This window comes from Acinetobacter sp. MYb191, assembly GCF_037572605.1.
Lineage (GTDB): Bacteria > Pseudomonadota > Gammaproteobacteria > Pseudomonadales > Moraxellaceae > Acinetobacter > Acinetobacter johnsonii.
The window spans coordinates 291,432-317,244 of sequence record NZ_JBBGZP010000005.1 but is presented as its reverse complement, the minus strand read 5'-3'; the positions used below and the strand labels follow the sequence as shown (position 1 = coordinate 317,244).

Genomic DNA, 25,813 nt, shown 5'->3' with positions numbered 1-25,813 from the left:
GTTGTGATTGCTATTGAAAAACGTATCGCTCACTCCAATTCATTAAGCATTCTCTATAAGACTTAATACATTAAGGAGCGATTGATGAGCGAGCAAAACGCACATAAACATAGTTTCCAAGCTGAAGTGGCTCAGCTATTACATTTAGTGACGCATTCACTGTATTCAAATCCTGACATTTTCCTACGTGAATTGATCTCAAATGCGTCCGATGCCTGTGATAAATTGCGTTTTGAAGGCATTAATCATCCTGAATATTATGAAAATGACCCAGACCTACATGTGCGCGTCAGTTTTGATGAAGCCAATCAAACACTGACCATTTCAGATAATGGGATTGGTTTAACTGAACAAGAAGCGATTGACCACTTAGGTACGATTGCTAAGTCTGGAACCAAGGACTTTATGTCTAAGCTCACAGGTGACCAGAAATCAGATGCACAACTGATTGGTCAGTTTGGTGTCGGTTTCTACTCGGGCTTTATTGTGGCTGACAAAATTACCGTAGAATCACGCCGTGCAGGTGCGGGTCCTGATCAGGCGGTACGTTGGGTCAGTGCGGGCACGGGTGAGTTCGAAGTCGAGCAGATCCACAAAGACAGCCGTGGTACCGATATTATTTTACATTTGCGTGAAGATGCGTTGGACTATTTACAGTCGCATAAAGTGAAGCAAATTATCAATAAATACTCAGATCACATTAGTCTGCCGATTGAGATGCAAAAAGAGGTTTGGCAGCAAGAAGAAGCGGTGGAAGGTGAAGAGCCAAAACCAGGTCAGTATGTGAAAACGGGTGAGTGGGAAGCGATTAACTCAGCCAGCGCTCTGTGGACACGTAATAAAAATGAAGTGACTGAAGAGCAGTACGTCGAGTTTTATAAGAATCTCAGCCATGATTTTGAAGCTCCACTGGCATGGGCGCATAACCGCGTTGAAGGTAGTACCGAATATACGCAGTTGTTGTATGTACCGAGTAAAGCTGCTGCGAATATCTTTACCCGTGAAGCCAAAGCGGGGATTAAGCTCTATGTGAAACGTGTCTTCATTATGGATGATGCGGATAATTTGATTCCAAACTATTTACGCTTTGTTCAAGGGGTAGTCGATAGTGCCGATTTACCATTGAATGTCAGTCGTGAGTTGTTACAAGAAAGCCGTGATGTGAAAACCATTCGTGAAGGGAATGCACGCCGTGTATTGACCATGTTGGATGCTTTAGCCAAATCGGAAGATGAAAAAGATCAAGAGAAGTTCAAAACCTTCTACCGTGAATTTGGTTCAGTGTTGAAAGAAGGTTTGGGCGAAGACTTTGGTAACCGTGAGCGTATTTTAAAACTTTTACGCTTCTCAACTTCAAACAATGATGCGGTGAGCACTTCTTTGCAGGACTATAAAGCGCGTATGCCTGAGGGGCAAAAAGCGATTTACTATGTGACTGCAGACAGTCTCAATGCTGCGAAGAACTCGCCACAACTTGAGCTGTTTAAGAAAAAAGGCATTGAAGTCTTACTCATGGCAGACCGGGTCGATGAATGGGCAATGGAATTTGTGCATGAGTTTGATGGCACATCAATGCAAAACGTGGCGAAAGGTGCAGTCGACTTAGGTGATTTACAAGATGCCGAAGAGAAGAAAGCACTTGAAGCAGCCGCAGAGCAGTTTAAACCTGTGGTTGAAAAACTGTCTGATTCATTGAAAGCCAAGACCAAAGAAGTACGAGTGACCACACGTTTGGTCGATTCACCTGCATGCTTGGTGACAGGTGAGGGAGAGCTTTCTCCACAACTGATTCGTATGCTGCAACAAGCGGGTCAGGCTGTACCTGAAAGCAAGCCAATTTTGGAAATTAACCCAGAGCATCCATTGGTGAGAAAATTAGAAAATTCGGCACAGTTTGATGACTTGGCCAATGTAATTTTTGACCAAGCGGTGATTGCTGAAGGCGGCTTACCTGATGATCCTGCCGAATATATCAAACGCATTAACAGCTTATTGCTTCAATAAGCTATTAAATGTTTAAAAAAAGCCTATCGCTAAGATAGGCTTTTTTTATGTCAACCCTTTGGACGAAGAACCTTAATGTCTGTTGAACGCATCGATTAAATAGGCAAAAAGAACCTGATGTGGATATCCGTGGATAAGTTTGGACTTATCCACAGATCAGCCTAAATAATAGCCGTGTTATTAAAATAAAGCCTCAAAACGCACTAAGGCACTGACGTAATGGCTGCGGTCTTCACGGTGATCGTTAAAATAATTTAAATCGCCTTGGATATAAAACCACTCGCGTAAGAAGGGTTGACGCCACGAGACAAAAGGCCCCCAACGGTTCAAACGTAGGTCGTCGTTGTTGTAGAAACCGCCAGTGTAAATGCCGTAGTTAAAGCGATTGCCATGAAAGAATTGGTGTTGCCTAAAGCTATAGTTATCCCAGAGTAGATCATCATCTTGATCATCTGCATAGGTCAGGCTGAACTGATTGGATAAAAAGGCTTGATTGGGGCGTGCATGGATCAGCTCTAGGTTAGTACGTAAATAATTTTCACTGTCGATACCATAACGATAAATCTGTTCAGCATAAGCGCGAAAATCATTGTCGAGTTTCCATTCTCTCGATAATTTGATACGCGCGTAAATATCATCCCCTGAACGGACCCCTAGGTCGAAATCGGTTTCAAAAGGCAGGCGATCTGACAGTTGTGACCACCTTAATGCTATTGAACTATTGGCATCACGGGTTTGGCGACGGTCGAAGGATTTGTCGTTGTCTGGACTAGGCGGGTTTTCATTGGTAATCGCGACATTGTTTTGCAGTTCATTATCTAAAGAGTCATCCCCAAACACCACACTGAGTTTATGTTCTAAGGTTGGAAGTTTAACTCGACCCCGAATACGCGGTTTTACATCATATTCATCATGTTTATTCCAGCGGTTATCGACCAAGACACGTAATGTGGCTGTAGCTGGTTTTTTAGGATCGGTTTCACCAAACCAATTGTCCATTTTGGCGGCTGTTCGGTCTGCCCAGTTTCGAACTTCTTTTTGTTGGCGGTCAACCCACGTGCGCTCTTCAGTGAGGTCAGTCGTGGGCACAATCAGCTCGTCCGACTCTTCAGGTAAGACGGTTGGAAGTGAGTCAATCCACTGTGGAATTTGATATAAAAGTCCACTACCTCTGGGGGGCGATGCGATTTTGTCAATTTCAGCCACGTCGTGAGGTGGCACAAAATGTTGTGTGCTGTTGGTATTGCTTTCCGCCCAAGCCACGTTGACGTATGTACCTAAACTTAGGCAGAAAAATAAAGAGATGGATCCCACATGTTGAGTTCTTAGCATGCTTTCGTACTTTATTGTTCTTCGATGTTTTAGTGTTGTAAATTTCACATAAGAACACAAGTAGAAAATACAAAACTCTACAACTCGATGCTCAGCTGTTTTTGAATAGAATCAAATAATTGAAACACAGTGATAGGTTCAGGCAAAGTGGAAATCGTATTTTGAATCAGTTGCCAACTGACGCCGTGCTGTCGGTCTAAGACCAAGCACGGATACGCGATGTCGGTACGTGAGAGCTCTACCCGCTTTTGACCATGAATTACTCGAATTTTTTGTCGTTCTTTTAACACTAAAATGGGCGTATTTACGTCCGCGGGGCTTTCTTCAAAATGAATGAATTTACGGCTATTGAGGAGATCGACCAGAATAAATGGGTGATAGTCTTCAATGTGCCATACCAATTTGGCCTGTTGGGTATACAGCTGAAAAATCGAAAACACATCATGCATGTGAGTCTGTAGCTGATCCCATTCAATTTCGCGAATGGCTGCGAGTTGATGTTGACCACTCTGGGCAAATTGTTGGCTCAGGCGAATGGCTTCTGTAGGACTGTCAGCACCAAATAGAGCCAAATACTTAATAAACCTTCCGTGCTGATGGGTCTGTTCTGCCAAATAGATGGGATAGTCCAAGCAGTGATCGAGTTGGTCGCTGTGGATCAGAAACTCGATATTTTGATTGATCTCAATGTGCCCTGAAATGTCGAGGCCATACAGCTTAGGGTCTAAATTTGGTTGATGCAGCGTGTGCAATTGCGCTTGATATTGCCCCAGATTAATCTGTGTGGGCAGTAGGGGTTGCGCAGCAGTGGCCGATGTTTCTGAATTTTCTGTATGGCTGTCCTGCATAGCAGGGCATGGTGCTGTCGCTTCGCTTTCAAGTGGATTTTGCTGATGAGATTCAGATGAAATGTCTGTGTCTTGTGGTTCAGCCAAGATCGATCGCCTTTGGATAAAGTCCTGAATGGCAAGCGTTGAAATAGATGCACTTGGCTTAAGGTCAAATCGAATGGGTACAACAGCATCGATTATCGACTCTTCCTGAGGTGGACATAGCTCATTACTTAAAAGTGACAGATTGCTGAGAATCAAATGATTTTCTGGTAATACTTCAGGTTGAGGCTCTAAATCTGTTTGTACGCTATCGAACTGATTTTCAGGTTCCTTATCTTGTTTGATACTTAGTTCAATAGCATTGATTGGGACGATATCTTCTACAGTGTTTTGTTTAAAAGACCTGAGTTCGGTTCCTTCAATTTGAGTTGCATTTGGGTTGCTGCCGAATGTAGGTTGAATTTCCGTATTGAAATGAAGCGCTGCTTCAGCCTTAGATAAAAGCAGACTAGACTCAGGACTAACTTTGGGGAAGGAGGGCTCAGACCCTTGGGTTCGTTCGGCCGATGTATCACCATCTGTAGCAATGTTTAAAAGCTCAATACCCATGAAAACAAAAGCGTCAGTAACCACATTGTCCTGTGCGCGCCCTATATCCGTTTTCTTAGCGAATATTGTTGCAACGGGCAGGATAAACTGGTCTCGTGCAACTTCTGCAACTTCTGCAACTTCTGCAACTTCTGCAACTTCTGCAACTTCTGCAACTTCTGCAACTTCTGCAACTTCTGCAACTTCTGCAACTTCTGCGGATATTTCTGGTGTGGTAAGAGAATGTGTGTTGTCGGGCTGTTGAACGCTTTGTGCATGGCTCAAAAACCATTGGTAGGCGTGTTCAAACTTTATGTGCCATGGGCTGCTATACAGTGTAGGTGGGGTGCTTTGAAAAGCAATTTGCCAACCTAAACCTGATTTATATAAAACACCCCATGCGAAAGCCGCCTGCTGTTTTAAGGCATCGGTTAAAGCAGACTCATATTGAAATAGTCCAATATAGGCATGCTGGTAGGGGCTTTGTTGTATCCAGCGTTCAGCCGCAGCTTGAGGCTGAGTCAGCGCCTTATAGGCTTCGAGTTGTTTTTGAAAAATGGGTTCATCACAGAGTGCAAAAATTTCGCGGATGCGTTTTTTCGAGCGCGCAATTTCAAAAAAAGACAGAGGTTTATGCTCCAAACCATCAATCAATTGATGCAGTTCTTTGATCAGCAGTGCTTTTTCGATTGCTTTCATGCGCTGAACTCTAAAGTTGTTTTTGTGCTTGTTCCAAGTAGCTTGCCAAAACCATATTGATGGCCAGTTCAAGTAATTTATATTCGGCTGAAGTCGGCTGCGTATACTGCTGTGCAAACGAAATCAATTGATCAAGATCAATGGCTTGGGGCGTAATACGGCCTTGGATGAGGGCTTGTAAATTTTGCATAGGCATGTGCTATTGAGTGCATTTAATTTATTGGTTTTGGATTTCAGTCTTCTTGTTTGATCATAATTAGAAAAGAATAAATAGGCAAAAATTATTCTGCATGTGATACGAGAAAAGGGTGGTGAAAAATGTAGATAATTTCGATCTCAGCACAGATTGAATTAAATATTTTTGCCCTAGAGGGTTCATAGCGGAAATTTTTTGTCAGTTCTTTGCAATTTTGGTCAAAAATAGGCAATCAACATTGCCTATTTTTGACCAAGTCAGCGCAAATTACGCTTCTTGATGTGGTGCAGCCGCAGGAGCATCAGCCGTTGCAGTTTGAGTGTCTGCTGGTTTTTTTACAGGAAAATCTGGAACAAAAACAACTTGTGCAGAAACAGTTGCAGAAAGAGCCATTACAGCGACAGCCAAAGCATATTTAACAGCGTTCATGATATTTCCTCTAAAAAGGAGGTCTCACTAAGGAGACTGGGAGTTTTAAAAAGATAAATTTCGCATGAATAATATCAAAAAATGATCGATTTAAGCGCTGATTTAGGCCAGTAAAAGATGAATGGTGAGTTCATTTGTTGTTAAAAAACAATAAATTAGAATAAATGCTCTAGCTTGGTATAGAGTTTTTACTCCAGAGCTAAGCTATTTGAATTTAAAGTGAAAATTTAGATTTTCAAGTTTGAAAGGAAGCTTGAAAGTAGGTATTTTTTTTCTGAAATGAGACCTGAAAAAGGACGTAGAGTTACATGATTAGTTGTTTAAATATTCACCATTTTGAAGTCTTTTGATTGTGCACACTGTGTAAGTTTTTGCTGTGGAATGTTTAAGTCATCTATTTTTGATTAAAAATTCACCTAAGATGAACAGGCAAAAACAACAATAGCTGAGGACAAACAGATGGCCATTGCAAAAGTGGTAGAAGTCAATTCAAGCAGTGCGAAAAGTTTTGAAGATGCGATTCAGACAGGGATCGCAAAAGTCACCGAGACGGTGAAGAATGTTCAAGGTGCTTGGATCAATGAACAAAAAGTGGTAGTTAAGGACAACCAAATTGTAGAATATCGGGTCAATCTTAAAATTAGTTTCTTGGTCGATTAAAGACAGATCAGTTTTTTTAACTTATAAAAAATCCCCGCAGGTCGGGGATTTTCTCATCTATGGATAGGGCTCAGTTAAGCTCTGAACCGAGAATCCTTATGATGATTGTTTTGGTGTTTCACAAGACTCATCGGAACACTGTGCCGCATTATTTTCTTCTGCTGGCATTTGTGCTTTTTCAAGGACTTGTAAGAATACGTCACGCGGCTGCGCACCTGCTAAAGCCACACGCTGATCGAAAACAAAGAAAGGTACACCCGTTACTTTCAGTTGTTCACGCGCTACTTCTTGGTCAAACTTCACGAAATCTGCGTATTCGTCAGAATCCAGCACATCATCTACTTCAACTGGGTTTAAGCCAATACGAGAGGCCACATCTTCAATGGTTTCACGCTCACCAATTGGTAAGCCTTGCGTCATATAGCTAAAGAAAAAGGCTTCTTCAGCTTCATTGCCTAAACCGTGGCTTTGAGCAAGGTGGATAATACGGTGTGCATTGAAACTGTTGCCTGAATTGGCATTTTCCCAGTTAAACTCAATGCCTTCTTCCGCAGCCATTTTGGCAATATTACGTTGCATCTCTTCCACTTCAGCCACTGTGCGACCATATTTTAGTGCGAGACGTTCTGAGTTCGAAATTTCTTGGCGTACTGGTGCATCTGGATCCAGTTCAAAACTGTGCCAGTGCACTTCCAATTCAACACCAGCCTGTTCAGCTGCCGCTTCTAAACGTTTTTTGCCAATATAACAAAAAGGACAAACAACATCTGACCAAATATCTACACGCATGGGATTTCTCAAAATAGTAAAAAGAGCAACTAAGGAAATGATGGGGATGAGTTATAAAATTTAAAGCAGGGCCATTAAAAAAAGCTGTTTCGCTATGGATTCAATCAGTTGAACCCTCTGGGCTTGACCGTTTATCTGACAACTACGCAGCACAAAGATCGAAAAATATACAATAGGGTGAAGGCGCTCAGTTTGAGTATGCCTTTTTATATCTCTTATCATTTGGGATTGTTTTATGAAATTTTTAAATTCTCTTCCGGTTTTTTGTTGCGCTCTTCTTTTTATGCCAACTTTGCTGCAAGCCAATGGTGAGATCGTGAGTCTACCGACTTTTAAAACCATGGCGGAATCAGAGCTACGTGCTGAAACGGGCGTGGTTCCTTATCAACAGGATGAAAATATTCGTAAAGCCTTGCAGCACCGTATTGTTCAGTTACAGGATGATGCGCAGTCTTTTGTGGTCGATCCGACTATCACTCAAAACATCGATATTTTGCCCCCTGCGGTCACCGCAGATCTAAATTCTGTGCCGCCTTTGTTACGTGAGCATGTCTTGAACATTGCCGCTGGTTTGCAGTCGTCTAATCCAACTGAAGGTTTGTATATCATGTTGCAGCCGTTTGGCATTGACCGTAATGCGACCAATGTACAAATTGCCCGTGAACAAATTTCGATTGGGCAGATTGATCGGAATTTTATGCAAGGGATTCAACAGAATAGTCAGCAACCGAGAACAGCTCCAGCGAAGTAACACGTCCTTATTCGTTTATCGCCAGTACATTCCTCATCCACTTGGGGAAGGTACGGCCTTAGGGTCCTCAAATATCGATAACATGTTGAAATATTGATCATGTGCCTTTATTTGCTATGATGAAAAGAAATGAAGAGGAAGCTGAACATGCGACGTATCGTGTTGATTTTAGTTCTTGCGACCAGTGCCGTTTTTGGTTGGATGTTTTATCAGTATTCTCAACAACAAAAAGAGCAGCAGCAGCTACAACGCTATGAAACGGTGCTGTATGAAAAGACCGAACAAATTTACAAACAAGCTCAAGATTGGACCACACCAATTCAAGTCGATGTAAAAGACCCACGTCTGACAGGTGACTATCAAATTATGGCGGAGTTTGTGCTTAGTCATATGCTGCAAAATGCCGAAGCGCGTAATCAATATCTGCGAGATTTAAAAGCCTTAAATTGGGATCAATTTTTAAATATTGACCGATTAAGCAAAGACAAAAAGAACAATTATGCTGAAACGGAGCAAATGCTAAAAGACGTACATACTGTTGTCGATAGCTATGCACAGCAGGTTGAACAACGTCAAAAAGAGGCCATTGCTCAGGCCAAAGATTTAGCAATATCTTCGCGGTTCCGCCATCAACTGACCGACAGCATGAAAGCCAGTGAAAAAAGCCATGAAGCCACCCGCCTGTTTAGTCTTGAGCAGCAGAATTTAGCCAAGGCGGATCAAATTTTCTTGGTGCTGAAAAATAACCAATGGGAAAAGAAAAATAACACCTTTATGTTTTATGAAGATGTACCACTACAGCAGTTTAATGCGCTGTATAAAGAGATTTTGGCATTGAATAGCCAAATGCAGCAGGTCGAAAAACAGACCCAAAAAGAGGTGGAACAGAAGTTATAACACCGTGCAAAGATGACAGTCTTGTAAGCGGACTGTCATCTGTTGTTCAAAATTGGCTGCTAGAGTAAAAGTATCACAACGATGACGACTTTTCAGTGCAGGCAGGTGAGTCATGAAAACCATACACGTTTTTGATGATATTCAGCATGTGTATAGTGAGTTTGTAGAAAATAAAAACTATCCAAAATTAGAACGCTTAAGCAACTGGGGGAAGAATCGATTTTTCTTCAACCAATATTTCAAAATGATCGAAGACTGGCACCACACCGAACAAATCGTGATTCAGTTCAACCAACAGTACTTCAGTCTAGATACGGGCAGCGCGCCTGACTTTATGGACAAAGAAAAGTATATGGCTTGGTTGATGGGCGAGCTCTTAATTTAAATCCTTCACAAAACAGCACAGCGCCTGATTCGTTCTAGGCGCTGTACTGTTATTGTCTTAATCAAAAATTTTATCGGCCGCTTGGAAGGGTAGACTGACCACATCAATTGCGACGGCAAAAGGCAGTAACACTAATTTTTCAAAAGGATTCATGCCCGACTTCGATTTATAACTTTCCTCTTGATGGGTATAAATGCTCACCTGATAAGGCTTACTCAAGGCTTTTAAGGAGGCTAAATTGTTCGCCGCAGGATAGACCACACCTGCCAGTTTGATCTCGAAACAGAAACGCTGTGCAAACATGCGTTCATCACTGGAACTTGAACATTCCTTCGCGCCATTTTGAATAAAAAACTCCAGATCTTTCTTGCTGATGTCTTCTTTGAGCTTCACATAGGACAGAGGTAATGTCCCTGTAAAATGACCATCATTCTTTTCTGAATAGAAACTTAGTTCTCGGGTCACTTGAATATTTTTCGGCTCCAGTTTTCCAATCAAGCTGACAAATTGAGGCCCACCTTGGGTAAGGACATAACTTTTTTGTTGGCCTGCAATCACTAAACTATGTGCAGGTAAATTTGGCAGAGGCTGAGCAGGTTTGCCAAAAGCCACCACTTGGTCTTCGATTAAGGTGACTTTGTTGGTACGGGTATAGGTTTTATTGTCTTTGGTCATCAGGGTTTTGGTGGCACAGCCTGTGAATAATGTTCCCATGACGCCTAAGCAGATGATGGTTTTTAAAGGTGATGCAAACATCGATAGACTCCGACTCATTTGAAATATAGTTAAGCTGAATTTTTATTGTCTTTAAGCCTATCATTAAAATGTTCAAAAAGTCGTCAAAGCTCAAAAGTTTAAAGTCATGAAAGCTCTATGAGCCGCTCAATGCAGTAGGGCGACAGATTTTATTTCTTATCCATCTACTGGTTTTAGATACTGAATGAATGTTAATTTGGGCCTGAACTGGCTATGATCATGCAGGCGCTTGATAAAAACGATGGACTGGCGAATACGTCATAACAAGGTGGGGACTAGGCTGATGCAAGACTTGATTTGTTATAAAAAACTTCCTGTGTGGACTGCGCAGTCCATTCCGCAAGGGTTTAAAAATCAACACAATACCAAAGCGGGTACGTGGGCAAAGCTAAAGATTTATCAAGGTGAGCTGAGTTTTGCTTTTCTAGATGAGGCAGGTCAAGTGCAATCTGAACATCTGTTTACAGCTGAGCAACAGCCACCGTTTATTCAGCCTCAAGCATGGCACAAGATTGTTTCGACCAGCGATGACATAGAGTGTCAGTTGCAATTTTACTGTACCCCGCAGGATTATTTTTATAAGAAATATCAGCTTTCACCTACACATTCAGAAATTTTGGCGGCTACGCCGTATTTACACGGTGGTCGGGCTTTGGATGTCGGCTGTGGACAAGGGCTAAATTCGCTGTACTTAAGTCAGCAGGGCTTTGAGGTGGATGCTTGGGACGTGAATCCGCAAAGTTTGCAAAAACTACAGCAGATTATAGATGCCGAAGGTATTCAAAAGATTCATCTGCAACAGCGTGACCTCAATGCTGACCCAAGCATTACAGGTACATACGACTTTATTTGTTGTACGGTCGTGATGATGTTTTTAGAAGCGCCAACTGTGAAACCATTGATTGCGCAGATGCAGCAAGCCACAAATGTAAATGGGTTGAATTTGATTGTGTGTGCCATGGATACCGATGATATTCCTGCGCAGCCTGACTTTCCATTTGCGTTTAAAGCAGGAGAGTTAAGTGCTTTGTATGAGGGTTGGAACATTGTTAAATATAATGAAAATGTAGGTGAGTTACATCGAGTCGATGAGCAGGGCAATCGGATTAAGCAGCATTTTGCGACCTTGTTGGCGCAGAGTATTTAATATTGGTTGTTTAAAAATATTGTGATTTGAAACTTTGTTTTTGGATAATATTTAATTCACAATGAAAATCCCTCTCCGTTTTATGGAGAGGGTTAGTGTGAGGCTTTTCTTAAAAATTTATCATATAAATTAAATTGGGATAATCCTTAATCATTTTTTCTTGTGGCATTATTTTTGCTGAAATTTTCTAAAATTTTATTTAATTCAGCAATTTTGATCTTTAAATTTTCAATTTCTAATTCTTTCTTAGCAATATCTTCTGGTTTATTGGAGAGTGTGGTTGTATTCTTTGAAGTATGAGTTTTATGCTGCATTATTAGTCTCCACAAGAAACTTTTGTTTTAGTATGTCTAAAGAAATTTCTACAAGTAATCTTTGAGCATATATACCTAATAACCATTTGTAGAATTCTAAATCCTCTATCTTAAAGGACTGAGCTTTATTGCAAGAGACGGTTATTACATAGATTACTTCTTTTGTTAAAGGGTCTAAAATTGGATAACAAATTTGAGACCCACTTTCATTTTCAGGAGTTTTTCCTTTAACGTAATTTCTAGATGTAGAGGGTTTAGCAACTTCTGCAAAAGTATCTTCAACAATTATAACAGTTTTGGATTCGATACTTCTTTTAATACAACTAGTTTTAGCATTCAAAATATTTATTTCAGTTTTTGGTCCAATAGTAGCTTGTAAATAGTTTTCCCAATCTACACAAGATTTGTCTTTAACTTTCATCAGACCAACTTTTATAAGTGAATTTTGGAATTGGAGTTCAATATGGCTCTTTAATGCTTGAATAATAATATCTTTTTGCAAATTTGGTTGGGTGATAATATTAAATATATCATGATACGAGGTAGTTGTTCTTAATGTATCAATGAATCTTTTGTATTTTGCCTGTACAACGATTTCTAAAGTCTGAATTATAGAAATTGCATGCTGTTTGCTTAAATCGGGTGGAGGAGGAGGGGAATATTCTGCAATATCTTTGATATGGGAATAAAGAACCGCAGTCATTCCGTATATTACAAAGGATAAAATAATAATCCATGCCTGGTATTCACCTAGAAAACCACCAAAATTTCCTAAATTGTTTTTTAGCTACTTAGCTAAGTTGTCATTGCTAAAACTAGAGTTAATGAAGAAAACAGGTAGACCATAAAAAATAGGAATAACAAACCATTTAACCCAAGCCTTATTCACCTGTTTCACTATCAATTTGTAAAAACTTGTTCTTTTGGGTTTTTCTATAGTAAATTTTTCAATTTCTTCAGGTGTCATCTAATATTTCTATTTGTTTGTAATATAATGATAATTATATAATAGATATTGGTTTCTTTTGATAAATTTAATCAATTTTCTCAAAAAACCCCGCAATAAGCGGGGTTCTTTTTATCTCAGTATTTAACTAAATATTAAACACGTTCGATAATGGTCGCGATACCTTGACCCAAACCGATACACATCGTCGCAAGACCAATTTGCGTATCTTGTTGTTCCATCACGTTCAACAACGTCGTTGTAATACGTGAACCAGAACAACCCAATGGGTGACCCAATGCAATCGCGCCACCGTTTAAGTTAATGATGTCTTGCTTCTCATAAACACCTAAGCCCTTCATTACTGACAAGCCTTGAGCAGCAAATGCTTCATTTAACTCGATGGTTTGGATATCTGCCATGCTTAAGCCAGCACGTTTAAGCGCTTTTTGAGTTGCAGGTACAGGACCATAACCCATGATCGCAGCATCACAGCCTGCAACCGCCATAGAGCGAATCACAGCACGTGGCTTAAGACCTAAAGCTTGAGCACGCTCAGCAGACATCAGTAGCATTGCAGATGCGCCATCAGACAAAGCTGAAGACGTTGCTGCTGTTACCGTACCGCCTTTCGGGTCAAATACAGGACGTAAACCTTTGAATGCTTCAAGGTTTGCATCTGGACGAATCACTTCGTCGATGTCGCAAAGGATTTTGAAGCCATTGGCATCATGACCTTCAACACCCACGATTTCGTTTTTGAAACGACCTTCTTGCGTTGCAGCCCAAGCGCGGCGGTGAGATTCAACACCGAATGCATCTTGTTCTTCACGCGTAATGCCGTTCATACGACCTAACATTTCAGCCGTTAAGCCCATCATGTTAGACGCTTTTGCATAGTGCTTAGATGCTTCTGGGTTGAGGTCGATGCCGTGCATCATGCCTACGTGGCCCATGTGCTCTACACCACCAATAATGAAGATATCACCTTGGTTGGTTGCAATCTGTGCAGCAGCGGTGTGAAGCGCTTGCATAGATGAACCACAAAGACGGTTAACTGTTTGACCTGCCACAGTTTTTGGAAGGTCAGCCAATAAACCAATGTTACGGCCAATGTTCATCCCTTGTTCTAGAGTCTGGTTTACACAGCCCCAGATCAGGTCTTCAACTTCATTGGTGTCAAACTGGTTACGAGCAACTAAAGCACGAACCAATTCAGCCGATAAGCTGTCAGCACGTACATTGCGGAACATACCGTTTTTGGTTTTACCCATTGCTGAACGTACGCCATCAACGATGACAACGTCACGTGGATTTAAAGTAGCCATTCACGTTGCTCCTTAACCGTAGAATTTTTTGTTGTTAGCAGCCATGTCACGCAACATTTGTGGCGCTTCATAAGCCTTACCTAAGTGTGCATATTTGTCGCAAAGTGCAACGTATTCAGCAACACCTGTTTGGTCGATGTAACGGCATGGACCACCACGGAATGGAGGGAAACCTACACCCATAATCATTGCCATATCTGCTTCAGAAGCAGTCGCGACGATGTTGTCTTCTAGGCAACGAACAGTTTCGTTACAGAAAGCAAGCATCATACGGTCAATGATTTCTTGAGCATCAAACTCGCGTTTTTCTGCAGTTGCCACAGTAGCAACAAGCTCATACGCAGTTGGATCAACCACTTTGGCTTTTTTGCCTTTACGGTCAAGTTCGTATTTGTAGAAACCAACGTCGTTCTTTTGACCCAAACGTTTGTTTTCGTACATGATTTCGATTGAACCTTTGAAGTCTGGCTTCATGCGGTCAGGGAAACCTTCAGCCATGACTTCTGCACCGTGAACGCCCGTGTCGATACCAACAACGTCGATTAGGTAAGCAGGACCCATAGGCCAACCGAATTTTTCCATCACTTTGTCGACTTGTTGGAAGTCAGCACCGTCTTTCAATAGCAGGTCAAATGCACCGAAGTAAGGGAACAATACGCGGTTGACAAGGAAACCTGGGCAGTCGTTTACAACGATTGGTGTTTTACCCATTTTCTGAGCAAGAACTACAGTGGTCGCAATCGCTTCAGCCGAAGTCTTCTCACCACGGATCACTTCTACCAATGGCATCATGTGTACTGGGTTAAAGAAGTGCATACCGACAAAGTTTTCAGGACGTTGTAGGTTTTCAGCCAAACGTGTGATTGAAATGGTTGAAGTATTTGAAGCAATGATCGTGTTGTCACGAACGTTCTTCTCAGTTTCAGCAAGTACAATGCCTTTTACTTTTGGATTTTCAGTTACTGCTTCAATCACGATGTCCACTTCTTTAAACTCGTCATAGCTTAAAGTTGGACGGATGCGCGCAAGCGTTTCACCCATTTGAGCAGGTTTCATCTTCTTACGTTCAACTTGTTTGGTCAGTAAGCCATTGGCTTCTTTCATACCCAAAGCAAGTTGCGGGTTACCAATGTCTTTCATGATGATTGGTGTGCCTTTGCTTGCCGCTTGGTAAGCAATACCGCCACCCATGATACCCGCGCCTAATACAGCTGCTTGGTTTACAGGGTGCGCACCTTTTTCATATTTCTTCGAAGTTTTCTTCACCACTTGGTCATTGATGAATAGACCAATTAACGCATTTGCTTGTGGTGTAATGGCTGCTTTTGCAAAACCAGCCGCTTCAGCTTGAAGTGCTTCATTACGTGGAAGGCTTGCACCTGCTTGTAATGAGTCAAGAAGAAGTTTAGGCGCAGGGTATTGAGCAGGATTTGCTTTTGCAAGAACTGCACCTTTCGCCGAGTTGAACGCCATCATTTGTTCGATTGGGTTCAATTTAACTGGGTCAAGTTTTTCCTGGCGTTTTGCTTTCCAGTCTACACGGCCAGCAAGGGCTTGTTTAACCAAGTCAATCGCAGCGTCTTGTAGTTTGTCTGCAGCAACAACCGCATCAACCGCACCGTCTTTCAGTGCCGCAGCAGGTTTTTTAGGATTAGCCATGGCCATCCATTCAACTGCATTGTCGATACCAATTAGACGGCTTAAACGAACCGTACCACCGAAACCAGGGAAGATGCCCAGTTTGATTTCAGGAAGACCGACTTGAGCCGCTTCTGACATCACACGATAGTCACACACGAGACACATTTCAAAGCCACCGCCCAATGCCATACCATTGATCGCTGCAACTTTAGGAATCTCTAAATCTTCAAACGCGTTGAAGATGTCGTGAACAGGCAATGCCCAATCCACAATCGCTTGTTCGCCTTGAGCGAAGTTTGCACCAAATTCAGTAATATCTGCGCCAACGATAAATGTAGATTTAGCCGAAGTAACGATTAAGCCTTTGATGTCACCGTTTGCTTTAACAGCGTCAATTGCAGCTTTGAAATCTTCAATCGTTGCACGGTTAAATTTGTTGACCGACTCACCTTGTAAGTCAAAGCGGAATTCTGCAATTCCGTCCGAAAGCATTTGGACGGTAATGGCATTGCCAGCGTGGATCATGCCTGATCTCCTTTATTTTGGAGGACTTCTAAGTTGATGTTGTGAAGCGAGTACGTCATTCCTACGTACATCTATGCTCCGCCAATCTTACGATAACTATATCGAAAAAGAACATAACAAGTTGTATCAAGCCGTGACGCAAGGGTCATCTATTTTTATTCAATTATTTCGTGTGCTTGCGTGATGTATTTTTGAATGATGCGGCCTAAATAGAGTGAAGTTTTTGTTTCATTTAAGATTTTTTATGGATGAGTGCTCAAAAAATGATTAGACAGCATCCTTATATTTCAAGTCAACCTTTGCGCCGATTTTGGCAATTTAGTCAATGCTGCACTTGCAGGTAAACCCAAACAGAATGAAAACTTGTGATGAAAAGCTGGAAATAGGACGTACTTTGCAGCCTATGTTACAATTCGCAGTCTAGACCGAATACCGGTCTTTTTCTGTTATTTCGTTTTCTTTGGTTTCCAGGTTTTCATATGATTAAGTGGATCATTCTGGCGATTTTTATTCTTTCTGCACTTTATATTCAGCAACGTGGGAAGGTTCGTCACTCGTTTTATCGTCAATTTTTCGATCATTCAACGATTCTTGCACCGATTAACTACCTCATGTACATGTTTTCAAAGGTGCCGAATCAGCCCTATATAGACACTCAGCATTTTCAAGATTTAAAAGTGTTGGATGAAAACTGGGAAATGATTCGTGATGAAGCAAAAGTTTTATATGAAAAAGGCGGAATTAAAGCATCGAGCAGTTATGATGACTTGGGGTTTAATTCCTTTTTCAAAACAGGCTGGAAGCGTTTTTATCTGAAATGGTATGACTCTGCGCATCCGTCAGCCGCTGAACTTTGTCCAAAAACGACGGCGTTGCTGAAAACCTTGCCGACCATTAAAGCTGCGATGTTTACCGAACTGGCTCCAGACAGCCGTTTGGTTCGTCACCGTGACCCCTATGCGGGTTCATTACGTTATCACTTGGGGCTGATCACACCGAATGATGACCGCTGCTTTATTGATGTGGATGGTCAGCGCTATTCATGGCGTGATGGTGAAAGTGTAGTCTTTGATGAAACTTATATTCACTATGCAGAGAATAAGACCGATCAAAACCGCATTATTTTCTTTGCCGATGTCGAGCGTCCGTTAAAGACACGCTTTATGGAACGTTTCAATCACTGGTTTGGTAAAAAAGTGATGACCGCTGCCAGCTCTCCAAATGAAGCAGGGGATCAAACGGGTGGGCTGAATAAAGTCTTTGGTTATGTCTATCAAGTTCGGATCAAAGCCAAAGCTTTGAAGAAAACCAACCGTCAACTGTACTACTTCTTAAAGTGGTTCCTGATGCTCGGAATTTTCTTCCTGATCTTTGTTCGACCTTATGTGTTTTAAAGCACTTTAAACGCCCTGAGGGGCGTTTTTTATTTGGACAGAAAAGGGGAAGTCTATCTGCCCTTTTGATTTTTCTATTTATTTCAAGGCTTACAGTGGATTCGAACCACGCATGGCTTTATGCTTTATGCAGTTAAAACTAAAAACAACATGAGCGCGTATCTGTGTCATTTTTAAGATCGCAACTTATAACTTAGATAAAGCATGAGGTTTCAAGGTGCAAAAGTTTCGTTCGAAGATGGACTGGTGGTTTTTGGGGTTTATTATTGCGATGTCAGGCCTGTTGGCCCAATTGATTTTGACTACCTATGGCAAAGGCATTTTGATGCAAAATCTTTTGTTCGTTGTGGTCTATGCTTTGACTATTGTTTTGCTGTGGTGGCCGCTGTGGAGTACTCGCTATGTGGTCGATCAGGAGCAACTGACAATTCGCAGTCTCTGTTTTAAGTGGGTCATTCCCTTAAGCGCGATACAGTCGGTTTCTGAAACAGATAATTCCATCAGTTCACCTGCTTTGTCTTTGGATCGTCTAAAGATTGAGTACTTGAAACAGGGCCAAACCAAAACCATTTTGGTGTCACCGAAAGACAAAGTCGCGTTTAAAGCTGCGTTAAAATTGTCATAAATACAGCCTTAGGCACGTTGCATGCTTTACGGGCCTAAGCGAGTGAAAGCCTTGTTCAAATATGCCGTGAGGACTAAAGTAAAATAAGCTTGAGTCCTGTTTACCCCTACAAACCTCCACTTGCAAAACGTCTACTTGCCGTTGAAGGATATGCTTATGAAGTCGTATCAATTGAGTCCGACACAAATTCAAACTTTAGTACCGCATATGGGAAGTTGTATTGCATCAGATATGATTACGGTGCAAGGCCTAAAAGTGGCCTACATGTACCGTGAAGAAGCACAATCTAGCGATGAAAGTGGTTGGGTGTTTTTATCGGGTGAAGAAGGAGATGACTATATTGAAGACCCTGAAAATTTAGGTTTTTATGAGGTCAATGTGATTGCCAATTATGATGCGGACATCATTGCTCACTTAAATGCGCCTGCGGGAAGTCACTTTGCCCGCAATGAACAAGGTGTGTTTGAACGGATCGATTTTGAAGCGATGGATCTGGAGTAAGTCTTCAACCTCAGCATCAATGTCTTTTGCCAGCAGACTGGTTTTGAAATGCACTTTCATGTGCTTGAAATGCGTCAGACCTGCCCAATCTAAAAGACAGATCAAAGGCTAAGCCTAAGCAGAACAGTTGACGGCGAGCCGAGAAAATTAGGGAACCCTGTGAACGAAAACGCACGAGAACATATCGAAAAAATTTTAGCCAATATGACCACACTGCCGGGCGTTTATCGCATGCTCGGCAAAGACGGTGAACTGCTGTATGTGGGCAAAGCGAAAAATTTAAAAAATCGTGTTTCTAGTTATTTTGTCAAAACTATTGGGCACCCGAAGACCCAAGCTTTGGTGGCGCGTATTTATGACATCGAAACCTTAGTTGTTCGTTCCGAAACTGAAGCGCTGCTGCTTGAACAAAACCTGATTAAGCTGCACCGTCCACCGTATAACATCATGCTCAGGGACGATAAATCCTATGTGTATATCTTTGTCTCTGCCGACAAACCTTATCCACGGATTGCATCGGGTCGAGGCAAAGGCAAACACCAAGTTGGGAAGTTCTTTGGGCCGTATCCGAGTGCTTATAATGCACGGGATACTTTGTTGGTTTTGCAAAAGCTGTTTAATGTTCGTCAGTGTGAAAATAGCTATTTTTCACAGCGTAAGCGTCCTTGTTTGCAGTATCAAATCAAACGTTGTTCAGCGCCATGTGTGGGACTCATTAGCCCTGAAGAGTATAAAAATGATGTCGATAACTCGATTCGTTTTTTACAAGGGGACACCAAAGAGCTGAATCAAGAACTGATTGCGAAAATGGAGCAAGCGGCCGAAGCCTTAGAATTTGAAAAAGCGGTGTTTTATCGTGATCGTATGGCGCTGCTACGGGATGTCCAGTCTCAACAAGCCATTTATAAGCTCAAAGGTGAGGCCGATATTTTAGCGATTGCCTATCAGGCAGGAGTGACCTGTGTGCAGATTATGCATGTGCGTAACGGGAAAATGCTCGGAGGTAAAAGTTACTTCCCAGATATGCTCGGAGATGATTTGGGGCAAATGCTAGCCGACTTCATAGCGAACTTTTATTTCCAAGTGGCGGATGAAGTACCCTGTGAGTTGATTGTAAATGTCGAATTGTCCGATCGAAAAGAACTGGAACAAGCGTTACAACAACAGTTTGATAAGAAAGTACAGATTAAACATAGCGTGCGTGAAACACGTGCAGAATGGTTAGAGTTGGCACAGATGAATGTGCAGCATGCGATCAAAGGGCAATTGGCCAATCACTTCGAACTGAATGAGCGTTTCCATCAACTTGAACAAGTGGTGGGGCGTCCGATTGATCGGATCGAATGTTTTGACATTTCACATACCATGGGTGAAGAAACCGTGGCTTCCTGTGTGGTATTCGACAGTGGCGGCATTCGTAAGCGCGATTATCGTCAGTTTTCAATTCAAGACATTACCGCTGGTGATGACTATGCCGCAATGCGTCAAGCGCTGACCCGTCGTTATAAAAAAGCCATGCTGCCTGATTTATTACTGATTGATGGTGGTAAAGGACAGTTGCATATGGCGATGGACGTCATGCAAGAGCTGGGTTTAGAGGCCTTTATGGTCGGGGTGTCAAAAGGCGAGGGGCGTAAACCGGGCCTTGAAACCCTACACTTTACCGATGGAACTAAAATTCAGTTGCCTGAAGATCATAAAGCATTGCATTTGATTCAACAGGTGCGTGATGAGGCGCATCGCTTTGCGATAACCAAGCACCGAGCCAAACGTGATAAAAAACGGGGTTCATCGATTTTGGAAGTAATTCCAGGTTTGGGACCGAAACGCCGCCGCGATTTGTTGACGCACTTTGGCGGGATTCAAGGTGTGTTAAAGGCTTCCGAGAAAGACTTAACCGTAGTCCCCGGTTTGGGCGAAGTGATGGCCCGTACTATTTATAAAGTCTTGCATGAATAGAACCGCATCTACTGCGATGGCAAAAGTGCTCATTGACGCATGGGTCATTGATCATTCACATTGGTTGAATTGTGTTGTAAAGATATAGACGGAATTTAAAACAAGGATGCCACATGTCGCTTCAACACAGTTATCAAGCTTTAGAAGAACAAGAATGGATTGATATTCCTACAGGCTGGTTACAAGGACGCACGATTTATGGGGGACTAGTCGCAGGTTTAATGATGCAAAAAGCATTGTTGACTCTTGCCGATGACACGAAGCATTTACTCAGTTGTAGCGTGACTTTTGTTGGCCCAGTACAACAGGCCAAAGTTCGTTTAACCAGCGAGATTCTACGTCAAGGTAAGTCGGTTACGACCTTGGAAGTACGTTTATGGCAAGATGATGCAGTTCAAAGCATTTTAGTGGCAAGCTTCGGGACACAGCGTGAATCAAGTATCCATGTGCATCAAGAACCTGTAGCGCCAGCGTTTCCATCGGTTGATGGTTTCACAGCAGTACCGCATCATCCGCTTGCGCCTGAGTGCTTTAAGCAGCTGGATATGGTTTGGGTGACAGGGCAGTATCCATGTACAGCCAGCCCAAAGCCTGACTTTTCTGGCTGGTATCGCTTTAATCCAGACTTACATGAAAATCGAGACATGACCGTAGCCGACCTCATGGTGTCGATGGATATTTGGCCACCAGGGGTGCTACCGATGTTTAAAAGTATGGCACCCGCCAGTTCGCTAACATGGCATTTGACCTACGTGCATCCGTTGAAAAATCAGTTACACGATTGGATGAAATACCATGTTGAAACGCAATATGCTGCGGATGGATATTCCACCGAAGCAGCCTATTTGTGGGATGATCAGAATCGTTTAATTGCAATTTCACGTCAAACAGTTACCGTGTTTGCCTAGTGACACCTTAGGTCAATTCGTATAAAGTGGGCGCTATTAACGATGGATTAAACCTCAAAAAAGTGTGCATTTTCATCGTACATGAGGGAAACAACTGGCGGTGTTTATGACTACAGGTCGCATCCTGAATATTCCTAATATCTTGACCTTGGCGCGTATTGCCTTAATTCCGGTCTTTTTGTTGGTGGCCTATTGGCCCCCTGTAATGGGTATCGCTGAACAAGCGGTAAGTATGTCTCGTCATATTTTGTTGACGTCTATTTTTGTCGTTGCAGCGGTGACAGATTGGTTCGATGGTTATTTGGCGCGTACTTTAAATCAGACCTCTGCATTTGGGCGTTTCTTAGACCCTGTTGCGGATAAATTGATGGTGGCAGCGGCACTGATCGTGTTGGTACAGTGGAAACCTGAAATTTCGATGGCATTTGCGGCGATTGTGATTATTTCCCGTGAAATTACCGTATCAGCACTGCGTGAATGGATGGCAGAATTAGGTGCACGTACCAATGTAGCCGTGTCTACGGTCGGGAAATATAAAACAGCTTTTCAAATGATTGCGATTACCGTGTTCTTACTGAATTGGCAGCCGCTTGAAATGTTGGCTTATGCATTGTTGTATACCGCAGTAATTTTGACTTTGTGGTCGATGTTTATTTACCTCAAAGCAGCTTGGCCGTATTTAAAACAGCCTTGATTGTTAGATTTTTAAGAAGCTCCTGCGGGAGCTTTTTTTGTACCTGAGATTCATTAGCTATGCGTTTCTTCCTCAGTATCATCTTCAAAAGTCTTGGCAATTTTTTCAATATTGAGGCTCTTGGCCATGGCATCGAAAATTTCTTTATAGATACCATCCTGACGGTACAGCGCTTCATGTTCCCCATGTTCTGCAATACAGCCTTCCTTCATGACATAGGTATAATCGGCATCGATAATTTGTGACAAACTATGCGAAATAATAATCACCGTTCGCCCTTGTTTGATCTCATCGAGGCTCTGTTTAATTTGCTCGCTAGCAATCGCATCGAGGCTGGCAGTTGGTTCATCGAGAAAAATAATCGGTGGGTTTTTGAGGAACATGCGTGCCAGTGAAATACGTTGTTGCTGCCCACCTGAAAGCATCAGTGCATCGGATTGGTAAGCTGAGGGTAGCTGCAAAATTTGTTCATGAATAGAGGCTTTTTCTGCGGCAGCATAGACTTCGTCATCACTGGTATTGATTTTTCCATAGCGAATATTGTCTAAAATACTGCCTTGAAAAATATGATTTTTCTGTAAGACGAGGCCAATGTGATCGCGTAAATAGGCGGTGTCGATGTCTTGTAAATCAATTCCATCGAGTTCAATTTTTCCTGCTTCGGGCTGATAAAATTTATCTAATAGGCTAATTAAAGTGGATTTGCCTGCACCAGATAAGCCCACCAACGCTGTAATTTTGTTGGGTCGAATTTCCATGTTGATTTTTTTTAATGCGTGATGACCATTGGGGTAGAAAAAATCGACATTCTTTAGGCTGAATTTTCCCTGAATGACGGGTTTGAGCGCACCACTTTGCTCGATTTCATCATCGGCTTCTAAAATTTTAAAAAAGCTTTCCGCGTAAATCATTGCATCATTCACTTCATCATAAATACGGTGTAATGAACGAATTGGCGCAGAGACATTATTAAACAGCAAAATATGAAACATGATCATACCGATACTCATCTGTCCATCGAGTACAAAGTACGCCGTGAGGATGATGATCAGCACAATCCCGATTTGTTCAATAAAGGTCTTTAAGCCATCAAATAAGAAACTGAGTTGTCGTGTTTGCATTTGGTTATCGGTCAGTACTTTTTGCAATTTAAGTTGTTTGGTCGACTCAATGGACTCTCGGTTAAAGGACTTAATCACGCTAATCGACTGGATAATACTGAGAATGCCTTGGCTCTTTTTTTCACGGCCATCACGCAGGTTGCGCCGCCATCCGCCCAGTTTTTTAGCTTGTTGGAAGGTCAGCCAAAAGTAAATTGGGATAATACTGGTCGCCACCAAACCGACGTAGAAGTTGGCATAGTACATCAGCCCCAGTGCCACAATGGCACTGCTAAAAAGTGGCAAAATATCGATAAAAAAGATTTGTACCAGACGGGTGAGTGAACCAATGCCACGGTCAATTCGCGTTTGTAGCTTACCTGCTTGGTTTTGATCGGCATTAAAAAAAGCCAAACGGTAGCTGAGAAATTTTTCGATAATGCTTTGCGCCAAGTCTTGCGATACCAGAATGCGGAGCTTTTCCCCATAAAACTTTTGACCAAACTGCACCAAGGCACTGATGATTTCTTTACTGAGTAAAATCACAGTAATGGTGATCAAAATATGGAGGCCTTCGGTCAGTCCTTGGCCTTGTTCGACCAGACGGTTGATACTGTCGACAGCGTATTGCAAAGTTAGAGCATTGACCTGCGCGGTGAAGGAACCAATCAGCGTCAGGATCAAGGTCGCAATCACCAATATTCGATAGGGACGAACAAAGGGGCGAAGCTTTTGAAACAACTGCCAAAGGTTCATACATGCTTCTTTTTATTGTGAAAGTTCACATGAGTGTATGCATAAGGAGGCTAGGCGACAAGCTGTGACTTTGTTTTGATTTGTGTCGTTCTGAATTCAGTTAAACTGTTTGCAGAGGAGGAAAAGTCATGACCTTAGATCTGTTTAGTCCTGAACCGCAAGCAAACTTGCTCCCATTCGATGGGCAGGTGCAGGACTTGGGCTTGATTTTAACTGCGAAGCAAAGTGCGAAATATTTGGATTATTTTTTAGCACATTTGGCATGGCAACCTGACGAGGTCGTACTGTATGGCAAACGTTATGTCACAGAACGAAAAGTGGTGTGGTATGGCGATACTGAGTACCAATATCACTATTCGGGGAGCGCCAAGCAAGCACTGTTATGGCATCCCGCTTTGTTTCGTTTAAAACAACATATTGAGCAACTGGTGGGACATCCATTTAACTCATGCCTAGCCAATTTATATGAAAATGGCAGCCAAGCCGTGGGCTGGCATAGTGATGATGAGCCTTCACTACGTTCGCCGCAGCAAGAAAATGTGGTGATTGCCTCACTCAGTTTTGGTGCAACCCGTAAGTTTTGCTTTAAGCACAAGTTTAAACCAGAGAAAGTCGAGCTGATGTTGCACAGCGGGCAATTGATCGTGATGCGTGGACAGACCCAGCGCTACTGGAAACATGCTTTGATGAAATCCAGCAAAATCACTGAGCCGCGTCTGAATTTAACCTTTCGCTATTTCTATCCAGCGCTTCAACGCTAAGGAAAATTAAGCCTCAATATTATGCAATAGATGGCATTTCTGTTCGATCTGTAAGGCGCTATGTCTTAATATTTCGACCATTTTTTTCAGATCGACAAATTCAAACCGGTTTTTCGAAGCCAATAAGGTCAGTGCCAACGGTGTATCTTTGGGTGAAAATTTGACAGGTACAGACAGACTGGCAAGGTTGGGGTCAAACTCGCCATTGGAAAAATAATAGCCCTGTTTCTTAATGGCTTTCATTTTCTGTAAGAATTCATCTTGGCTCGCGGCAAAATTGACCTCGGCCAGCTGAGCCGAAAATTTTTGATAATATTCAATAATTTTAGCTTTGCTGAGCTGTGAAATCACCACTTTAGGCGATGAACCCAAATACACGGGACGTGGGCAACCGCGCCCATAAGAAAATAACTCAAGGTCTTTAAAGACTTCACCATATAGGTCAATACAGTGCTCTGCGTTGAGCTGGGTGAGGATACAGCAAAACTCCGTTCGCTCAACGATGTCTTGCATAAAAGGAATGCTGATTTGTAAGAGTGGGTCTGTGGTTCGAGAGATATAGTCCAACACAGCAATTTGAGAGCCTAAAGTATAGTCACCACTGGTTCCACTTAAGCGCTGTAAAAGTCCTGCGGATACCAATTCCTTTAAATAACGATAACTGGTGGGCTGTGATAGTCCCAGTTCGGCACTGATGATATCGACATTGATAATCGGGCGTGACACAGAAAAGAGGTCTAAGACAGTGAGAATTTTACCGAAACTTGAAAGTGCCATAAGAACCTACTTAGTCAAAATAAATGCCATTTGAACGACAGTTACTATATAACAAAAACCCTAGACTCGACATGGCTTTCGTTCTGAGCGCATGGCTTTCATGGACTTTTATCAGCAT

Annotated in this window: 25 protein-coding genes; 13 read left to right on the top strand and 12 right to left on the bottom strand. The window is 42.2% G+C overall.

Annotation, left to right across the window (positions count from 1 at the left end; translation table 11 throughout):
• Positions 1 to 84 precede the first annotated feature (84 nt).
• Positions 85 to 2,004, top strand: a complete 1,920-nt coding sequence (htpG, locus tag WH214_RS01555) for a molecular chaperone HtpG (RefSeq protein ID WP_339421820.1) — start codon at positions 85 to 87, stop codon at positions 2,002 to 2,004.
• A gap of 180 nt (positions 2,005 to 2,184) precedes the next feature.
• Here htpG and WH214_RS01550 read toward each other — a convergent pair whose 3' ends face one another.
• The 4 genes from WH214_RS01550 to WH214_RS01535 form a co-directional block, all read right to left on the bottom strand.
• The gene (locus WH214_RS01550) at positions 2,185 to 3,336 is read right to left on the bottom strand and encodes a hypothetical protein (protein ID WP_339421819.1); all 1,152 of its coding nucleotides are present in this window, start codon (positions 3,334 to 3,336) and stop codon (positions 2,185 to 2,187) included.
• Between the two features lie 77 nt (positions 3,337 to 3,413).
• Positions 3,414 to 5,456, bottom strand: coding sequence for a hypothetical protein (locus WH214_RS01545; protein ID WP_339992735.1), 2,043 nt, complete (start codon positions 5,454 to 5,456; stop codon positions 3,414 to 3,416).
• A 10-nt stretch (positions 5,457 to 5,466) separates the two neighbouring features.
• Complete coding sequence (locus tag WH214_RS01540; protein WP_339421817.1) at positions 5,467 to 5,646, bottom strand: hypothetical protein; 180 nt, start codon at positions 5,644 to 5,646, stop codon at positions 5,467 to 5,469.
• 273 nt (positions 5,647 to 5,919) lie between these two features.
• The gene (locus WH214_RS01535; protein ID WP_004692748.1) at positions 5,920 to 6,081 is read right to left on the bottom strand and encodes a hypothetical protein; all 162 of its coding nucleotides are present in this window, start codon (positions 6,079 to 6,081) and stop codon (positions 5,920 to 5,922) included.
• Positions 6,082 to 6,540: 459 nt separating this feature from the next.
• Between WH214_RS01535 and WH214_RS01530 the strand changes: the two genes are divergently transcribed.
• Positions 6,541 to 6,741 carry a dodecin family protein gene (locus WH214_RS01530; protein WP_339421816.1) on the top strand — a complete coding sequence of 67 codons (201 nt, stop codon included), beginning with the start codon at positions 6,541 to 6,543 and terminating at the stop codon, positions 6,739 to 6,741.
• A gap of 96 nt (positions 6,742 to 6,837) precedes the next feature.
• On the opposite strand, the gene WH214_RS01525 is transcribed toward WH214_RS01530, so the two are convergent.
• Entirely contained in the window at positions 6,838 to 7,530 is a 693-nt protein-coding gene (locus WH214_RS01525; protein ID WP_339421815.1) for a DsbA family oxidoreductase, read from the bottom strand.
• Positions 7,531 to 7,765: 235 nt separating this feature from the next.
• Here WH214_RS01525 and WH214_RS01520 point away from each other — a divergent pair, with 235 nt between their 5' ends.
• The 3 genes from WH214_RS01520 to WH214_RS01510 all read left to right on the top strand — a co-directional run bounded on the left by WH214_RS01520 (position 7,766) and on the right by WH214_RS01510 (position 9,563).
• Positions 7,766 to 8,281 carry a hypothetical protein gene (locus WH214_RS01520; protein ID WP_339421814.1) on the top strand — a complete coding sequence of 172 codons (516 nt, stop codon included), beginning with the start codon at positions 7,766 to 7,768 and terminating at the stop codon, positions 8,279 to 8,281.
• A gap of 147 nt (positions 8,282 to 8,428) precedes the next feature.
• Positions 8,429 to 9,178, top strand: a complete 750-nt coding sequence (locus tag WH214_RS01515; protein ID WP_339421813.1) for a hypothetical protein — start codon at positions 8,429 to 8,431, stop codon at positions 9,176 to 9,178.
• A 112-nt stretch (positions 9,179 to 9,290) separates the two neighbouring features.
• Positions 9,291 to 9,563: a hypothetical protein gene (locus tag WH214_RS01510; RefSeq protein WP_126038546.1), complete on the top strand. Its 273-nt coding sequence runs from the start codon at positions 9,291 to 9,293 to the stop codon at positions 9,561 to 9,563.
• 57 nt (positions 9,564 to 9,620) lie between these two features.
• On the opposite strand, the gene WH214_RS01505 is transcribed toward WH214_RS01510, so the two are convergent.
• The gene (locus WH214_RS01505; protein WP_339421812.1) at positions 9,621 to 10,319 is read right to left on the bottom strand and encodes a hypothetical protein; all 699 of its coding nucleotides are present in this window, start codon (positions 10,317 to 10,319) and stop codon (positions 9,621 to 9,623) included.
• A gap of 283 nt (positions 10,320 to 10,602) precedes the next feature.
• On the opposite strand from WH214_RS01505, the gene tehB reads away from it, so the two are divergent.
• On the top strand, positions 10,603 to 11,466 hold the full coding sequence (tehB, locus tag WH214_RS01500; RefSeq protein WP_339421811.1) for an SAM-dependent methyltransferase TehB: 864 nt from the start codon (positions 10,603 to 10,605) through the stop codon (positions 11,464 to 11,466).
• Between the two features lie 146 nt (positions 11,467 to 11,612).
• On the opposite strand, the gene WH214_RS01495 is transcribed toward tehB, so the two are convergent.
• The 4 genes from WH214_RS01495 to fadB all read right to left on the bottom strand — a co-directional run bounded on the left by WH214_RS01495 (position 11,613) and on the right by fadB (position 16,220).
• Positions 11,613 to 11,780: a hypothetical protein gene (locus WH214_RS01495; RefSeq protein ID WP_224467646.1), complete on the bottom strand. Its 168-nt coding sequence runs from the start codon at positions 11,778 to 11,780 to the stop codon at positions 11,613 to 11,615.
• Positions 11,770 to 12,483, bottom strand: coding sequence for a hypothetical protein (locus WH214_RS01490; protein WP_339992731.1), 714 nt, complete (start codon positions 12,481 to 12,483; stop codon positions 11,770 to 11,772). The genes WH214_RS01495 and WH214_RS01490 overlap by 11 nt, the downstream gene beginning before the upstream one ends.
• Positions 12,484 to 12,881: 398 nt before the next feature.
• The gene (gene fadA / locus WH214_RS01485) at positions 12,882 to 14,054 is read right to left on the bottom strand and encodes an acetyl-CoA C-acyltransferase FadA (protein WP_004692736.1); all 1,173 of its coding nucleotides are present in this window, start codon (positions 14,052 to 14,054) and stop codon (positions 12,882 to 12,884) included.
• A gap of 12 nt (positions 14,055 to 14,066) precedes the next feature.
• Positions 14,067 to 16,220: a fatty acid oxidation complex subunit alpha FadB gene (gene fadB, locus WH214_RS01480; RefSeq protein WP_004978714.1), complete on the bottom strand. Its 2,154-nt coding sequence runs from the start codon at positions 16,218 to 16,220 to the stop codon at positions 14,067 to 14,069.
• 479 nt (positions 16,221 to 16,699) lie between these two features.
• Between fadB and lpxO the strand changes: the two genes are divergently transcribed.
• The 6 genes from lpxO to pgsA all read left to right on the top strand — a co-directional run bounded on the left by lpxO (position 16,700) and on the right by pgsA (position 22,301).
• Positions 16,700 to 17,614, top strand: coding sequence for a lipid A hydroxylase LpxO (gene lpxO, locus WH214_RS01475; RefSeq protein ID WP_339421809.1), 915 nt, complete (start codon positions 16,700 to 16,702; stop codon positions 17,612 to 17,614).
• 217 nt (positions 17,615 to 17,831) lie between these two features.
• The gene (locus WH214_RS01470; RefSeq protein WP_087011168.1) at positions 17,832 to 18,239 is read left to right on the top strand and encodes a PH domain-containing protein; all 408 of its coding nucleotides are present in this window, start codon (positions 17,832 to 17,834) and stop codon (positions 18,237 to 18,239) included.
• Positions 18,240 to 18,395: 156 nt separating this feature from the next.
• Complete coding sequence (locus tag WH214_RS01465; protein WP_078425760.1) at positions 18,396 to 18,740, top strand: DUF2185 domain-containing protein; 345 nt, start codon at positions 18,396 to 18,398, stop codon at positions 18,738 to 18,740.
• A gap of 159 nt (positions 18,741 to 18,899) precedes the next feature.
• Positions 18,900 to 20,699, top strand: a complete 1,800-nt coding sequence (gene uvrC, locus WH214_RS01460) for an excinuclease ABC subunit UvrC (RefSeq protein ID WP_339421808.1) — start codon at positions 18,900 to 18,902, stop codon at positions 20,697 to 20,699.
• A gap of 113 nt (positions 20,700 to 20,812) precedes the next feature.
• Positions 20,813 to 21,607, top strand: coding sequence for a thioesterase family protein (locus tag WH214_RS01455; RefSeq protein ID WP_339421807.1), 795 nt, complete (start codon positions 20,813 to 20,815; stop codon positions 21,605 to 21,607).
• A 106-nt stretch (positions 21,608 to 21,713) separates the two neighbouring features.
• Complete coding sequence (gene pgsA / locus WH214_RS01450) at positions 21,714 to 22,301, top strand: CDP-diacylglycerol--glycerol-3-phosphate 3-phosphatidyltransferase (protein ID WP_004692729.1); 588 nt, start codon at positions 21,714 to 21,716, stop codon at positions 22,299 to 22,301.
• Between the two features lie 53 nt (positions 22,302 to 22,354).
• On the opposite strand, the gene WH214_RS01445 is transcribed toward pgsA, so the two are convergent.
• Positions 22,355 to 24,157 (bottom strand): ABC transporter ATP-binding protein, encoded by a 1,803-nt coding sequence (locus tag WH214_RS01445; RefSeq protein WP_339421806.1) that lies wholly within the window; start codon positions 24,155 to 24,157, stop codon positions 22,355 to 22,357.
• A 128-nt stretch (positions 24,158 to 24,285) separates the two neighbouring features.
• On the opposite strand from WH214_RS01445, the gene WH214_RS01440 reads away from it, so the two are divergent.
• A complete protein-coding gene (locus WH214_RS01440) occupies positions 24,286 to 24,918 on the top strand; it encodes an alpha-ketoglutarate-dependent dioxygenase AlkB family protein (protein ID WP_339421805.1) in 633 nt (210 codons plus the stop codon).
• Positions 24,919 to 24,924: 6 nt separating this feature from the next.
• Here the strand turns inward: WH214_RS01440 and WH214_RS01435 are convergent, their stop codons facing one another.
• The gene (locus tag WH214_RS01435) at positions 24,925 to 25,695 is read right to left on the bottom strand and encodes an IclR family transcriptional regulator (protein ID WP_004692725.1); all 771 of its coding nucleotides are present in this window, start codon (positions 25,693 to 25,695) and stop codon (positions 24,925 to 24,927) included.
• Positions 25,696 to 25,813 lie beyond the last annotated feature (118 nt).

What these genes read in the sequence shown, in the direction of transcription:
- WH214_RS01435 (WP_004692725.1), bottom strand. Translation starts at nt 25,695, where the DNA reads ATGGCACTTTCAAGTTTCGGTAAAATTCTCACTGTCTTAGACCTCTTT.
- WH214_RS01535 (WP_004692748.1), bottom strand. Translation starts at nt 6,081, where the DNA reads ATGAACGCTGTTAAATATGCTTTGGCTGTCGCTGTAATGGCTCTTTCT.
- WH214_RS01525 (WP_339421815.1), bottom strand. Translation starts at nt 7,530, where the DNA reads ATGCGTGTAGATATTTGGTCAGATGTTGTTTGTCCTTTTTGTTATATT.
- WH214_RS01540 (WP_339421817.1), bottom strand. Translation starts at nt 5,646, where the DNA reads ATGCAAAATTTACAAGCCCTCATCCAAGGCCGTATTACGCCCCAAGCC.
- WH214_RS01510 (WP_126038546.1), top strand. Translation starts at nt 9,291, where the DNA reads ATGAAAACCATACACGTTTTTGATGATATTCAGCATGTGTATAGTGAG.
- WH214_RS01440 (WP_339421805.1), top strand. Translation starts at nt 24,286, where the DNA reads ATGACCTTAGATCTGTTTAGTCCTGAACCGCAAGCAAACTTGCTCCCA.
- WH214_RS01505 (WP_339421812.1), bottom strand. Translation starts at nt 10,319, where the DNA reads ATGTTTGCATCACCTTTAAAAACCATCATCTGCTTAGGCGTCATGGGA.
- WH214_RS01490 (WP_339992731.1), bottom strand. Translation starts at nt 12,483, where the DNA reads ATGACTGCGGTTCTTTATTCCCATATCAAAGATATTGCAGAATATTCC.
- fadA (WP_004692736.1), bottom strand. Translation starts at nt 14,054, where the DNA reads ATGGCTACTTTAAATCCACGTGACGTTGTCATCGTTGATGGCGTACGT.
- htpG (WP_339421820.1), top strand. Translation starts at nt 85, where the DNA reads ATGAGCGAGCAAAACGCACATAAACATAGTTTCCAAGCTGAAGTGGCT.
- WH214_RS01520 (WP_339421814.1), top strand. Translation starts at nt 7,766, where the DNA reads ATGAAATTTTTAAATTCTCTTCCGGTTTTTTGTTGCGCTCTTCTTTTT.
- WH214_RS01530 (WP_339421816.1), top strand. Translation starts at nt 6,541, where the DNA reads ATGGCCATTGCAAAAGTGGTAGAAGTCAATTCAAGCAGTGCGAAAAGT.
- WH214_RS01550 (WP_339421819.1), bottom strand. Translation starts at nt 3,336, where the DNA reads ATGCTAAGAACTCAACATGTGGGATCCATCTCTTTATTTTTCTGCCTA.
- WH214_RS01515 (WP_339421813.1), top strand. Translation starts at nt 8,429, where the DNA reads ATGCGACGTATCGTGTTGATTTTAGTTCTTGCGACCAGTGCCGTTTTT.
- pgsA (WP_004692729.1), top strand. Translation starts at nt 21,714, where the DNA reads ATGACTACAGGTCGCATCCTGAATATTCCTAATATCTTGACCTTGGCG.
- WH214_RS01465 (WP_078425760.1), top strand. Translation starts at nt 18,396, where the DNA reads ATGAAGTCGTATCAATTGAGTCCGACACAAATTCAAACTTTAGTACCG.
- WH214_RS01445 (WP_339421806.1), bottom strand. Translation starts at nt 24,157, where the DNA reads ATGAACCTTTGGCAGTTGTTTCAAAAGCTTCGCCCCTTTGTTCGTCCC.
- tehB (WP_339421811.1), top strand. Translation starts at nt 10,603, where the DNA reads ATGCAAGACTTGATTTGTTATAAAAAACTTCCTGTGTGGACTGCGCAG.
- WH214_RS01545 (WP_339992735.1), bottom strand. Translation starts at nt 5,456, where the DNA reads ATGAAAGCAATCGAAAAAGCACTGCTGATCAAAGAACTGCATCAATTG.
- WH214_RS01455 (WP_339421807.1), top strand. Translation starts at nt 20,813, where the DNA reads ATGTCGCTTCAACACAGTTATCAAGCTTTAGAAGAACAAGAATGGATT.
- fadB (WP_004978714.1), bottom strand. Translation starts at nt 16,220, where the DNA reads ATGATCCACGCTGGCAATGCCATTACCGTCCAAATGCTTTCGGACGGA.
- lpxO (WP_339421809.1), top strand. Translation starts at nt 16,700, where the DNA reads ATGATTAAGTGGATCATTCTGGCGATTTTTATTCTTTCTGCACTTTAT.
- WH214_RS01495 (WP_224467646.1), bottom strand. Translation starts at nt 11,780, where the DNA reads ATGCAGCATAAAACTCATACTTCAAAGAATACAACCACACTCTCCAAT.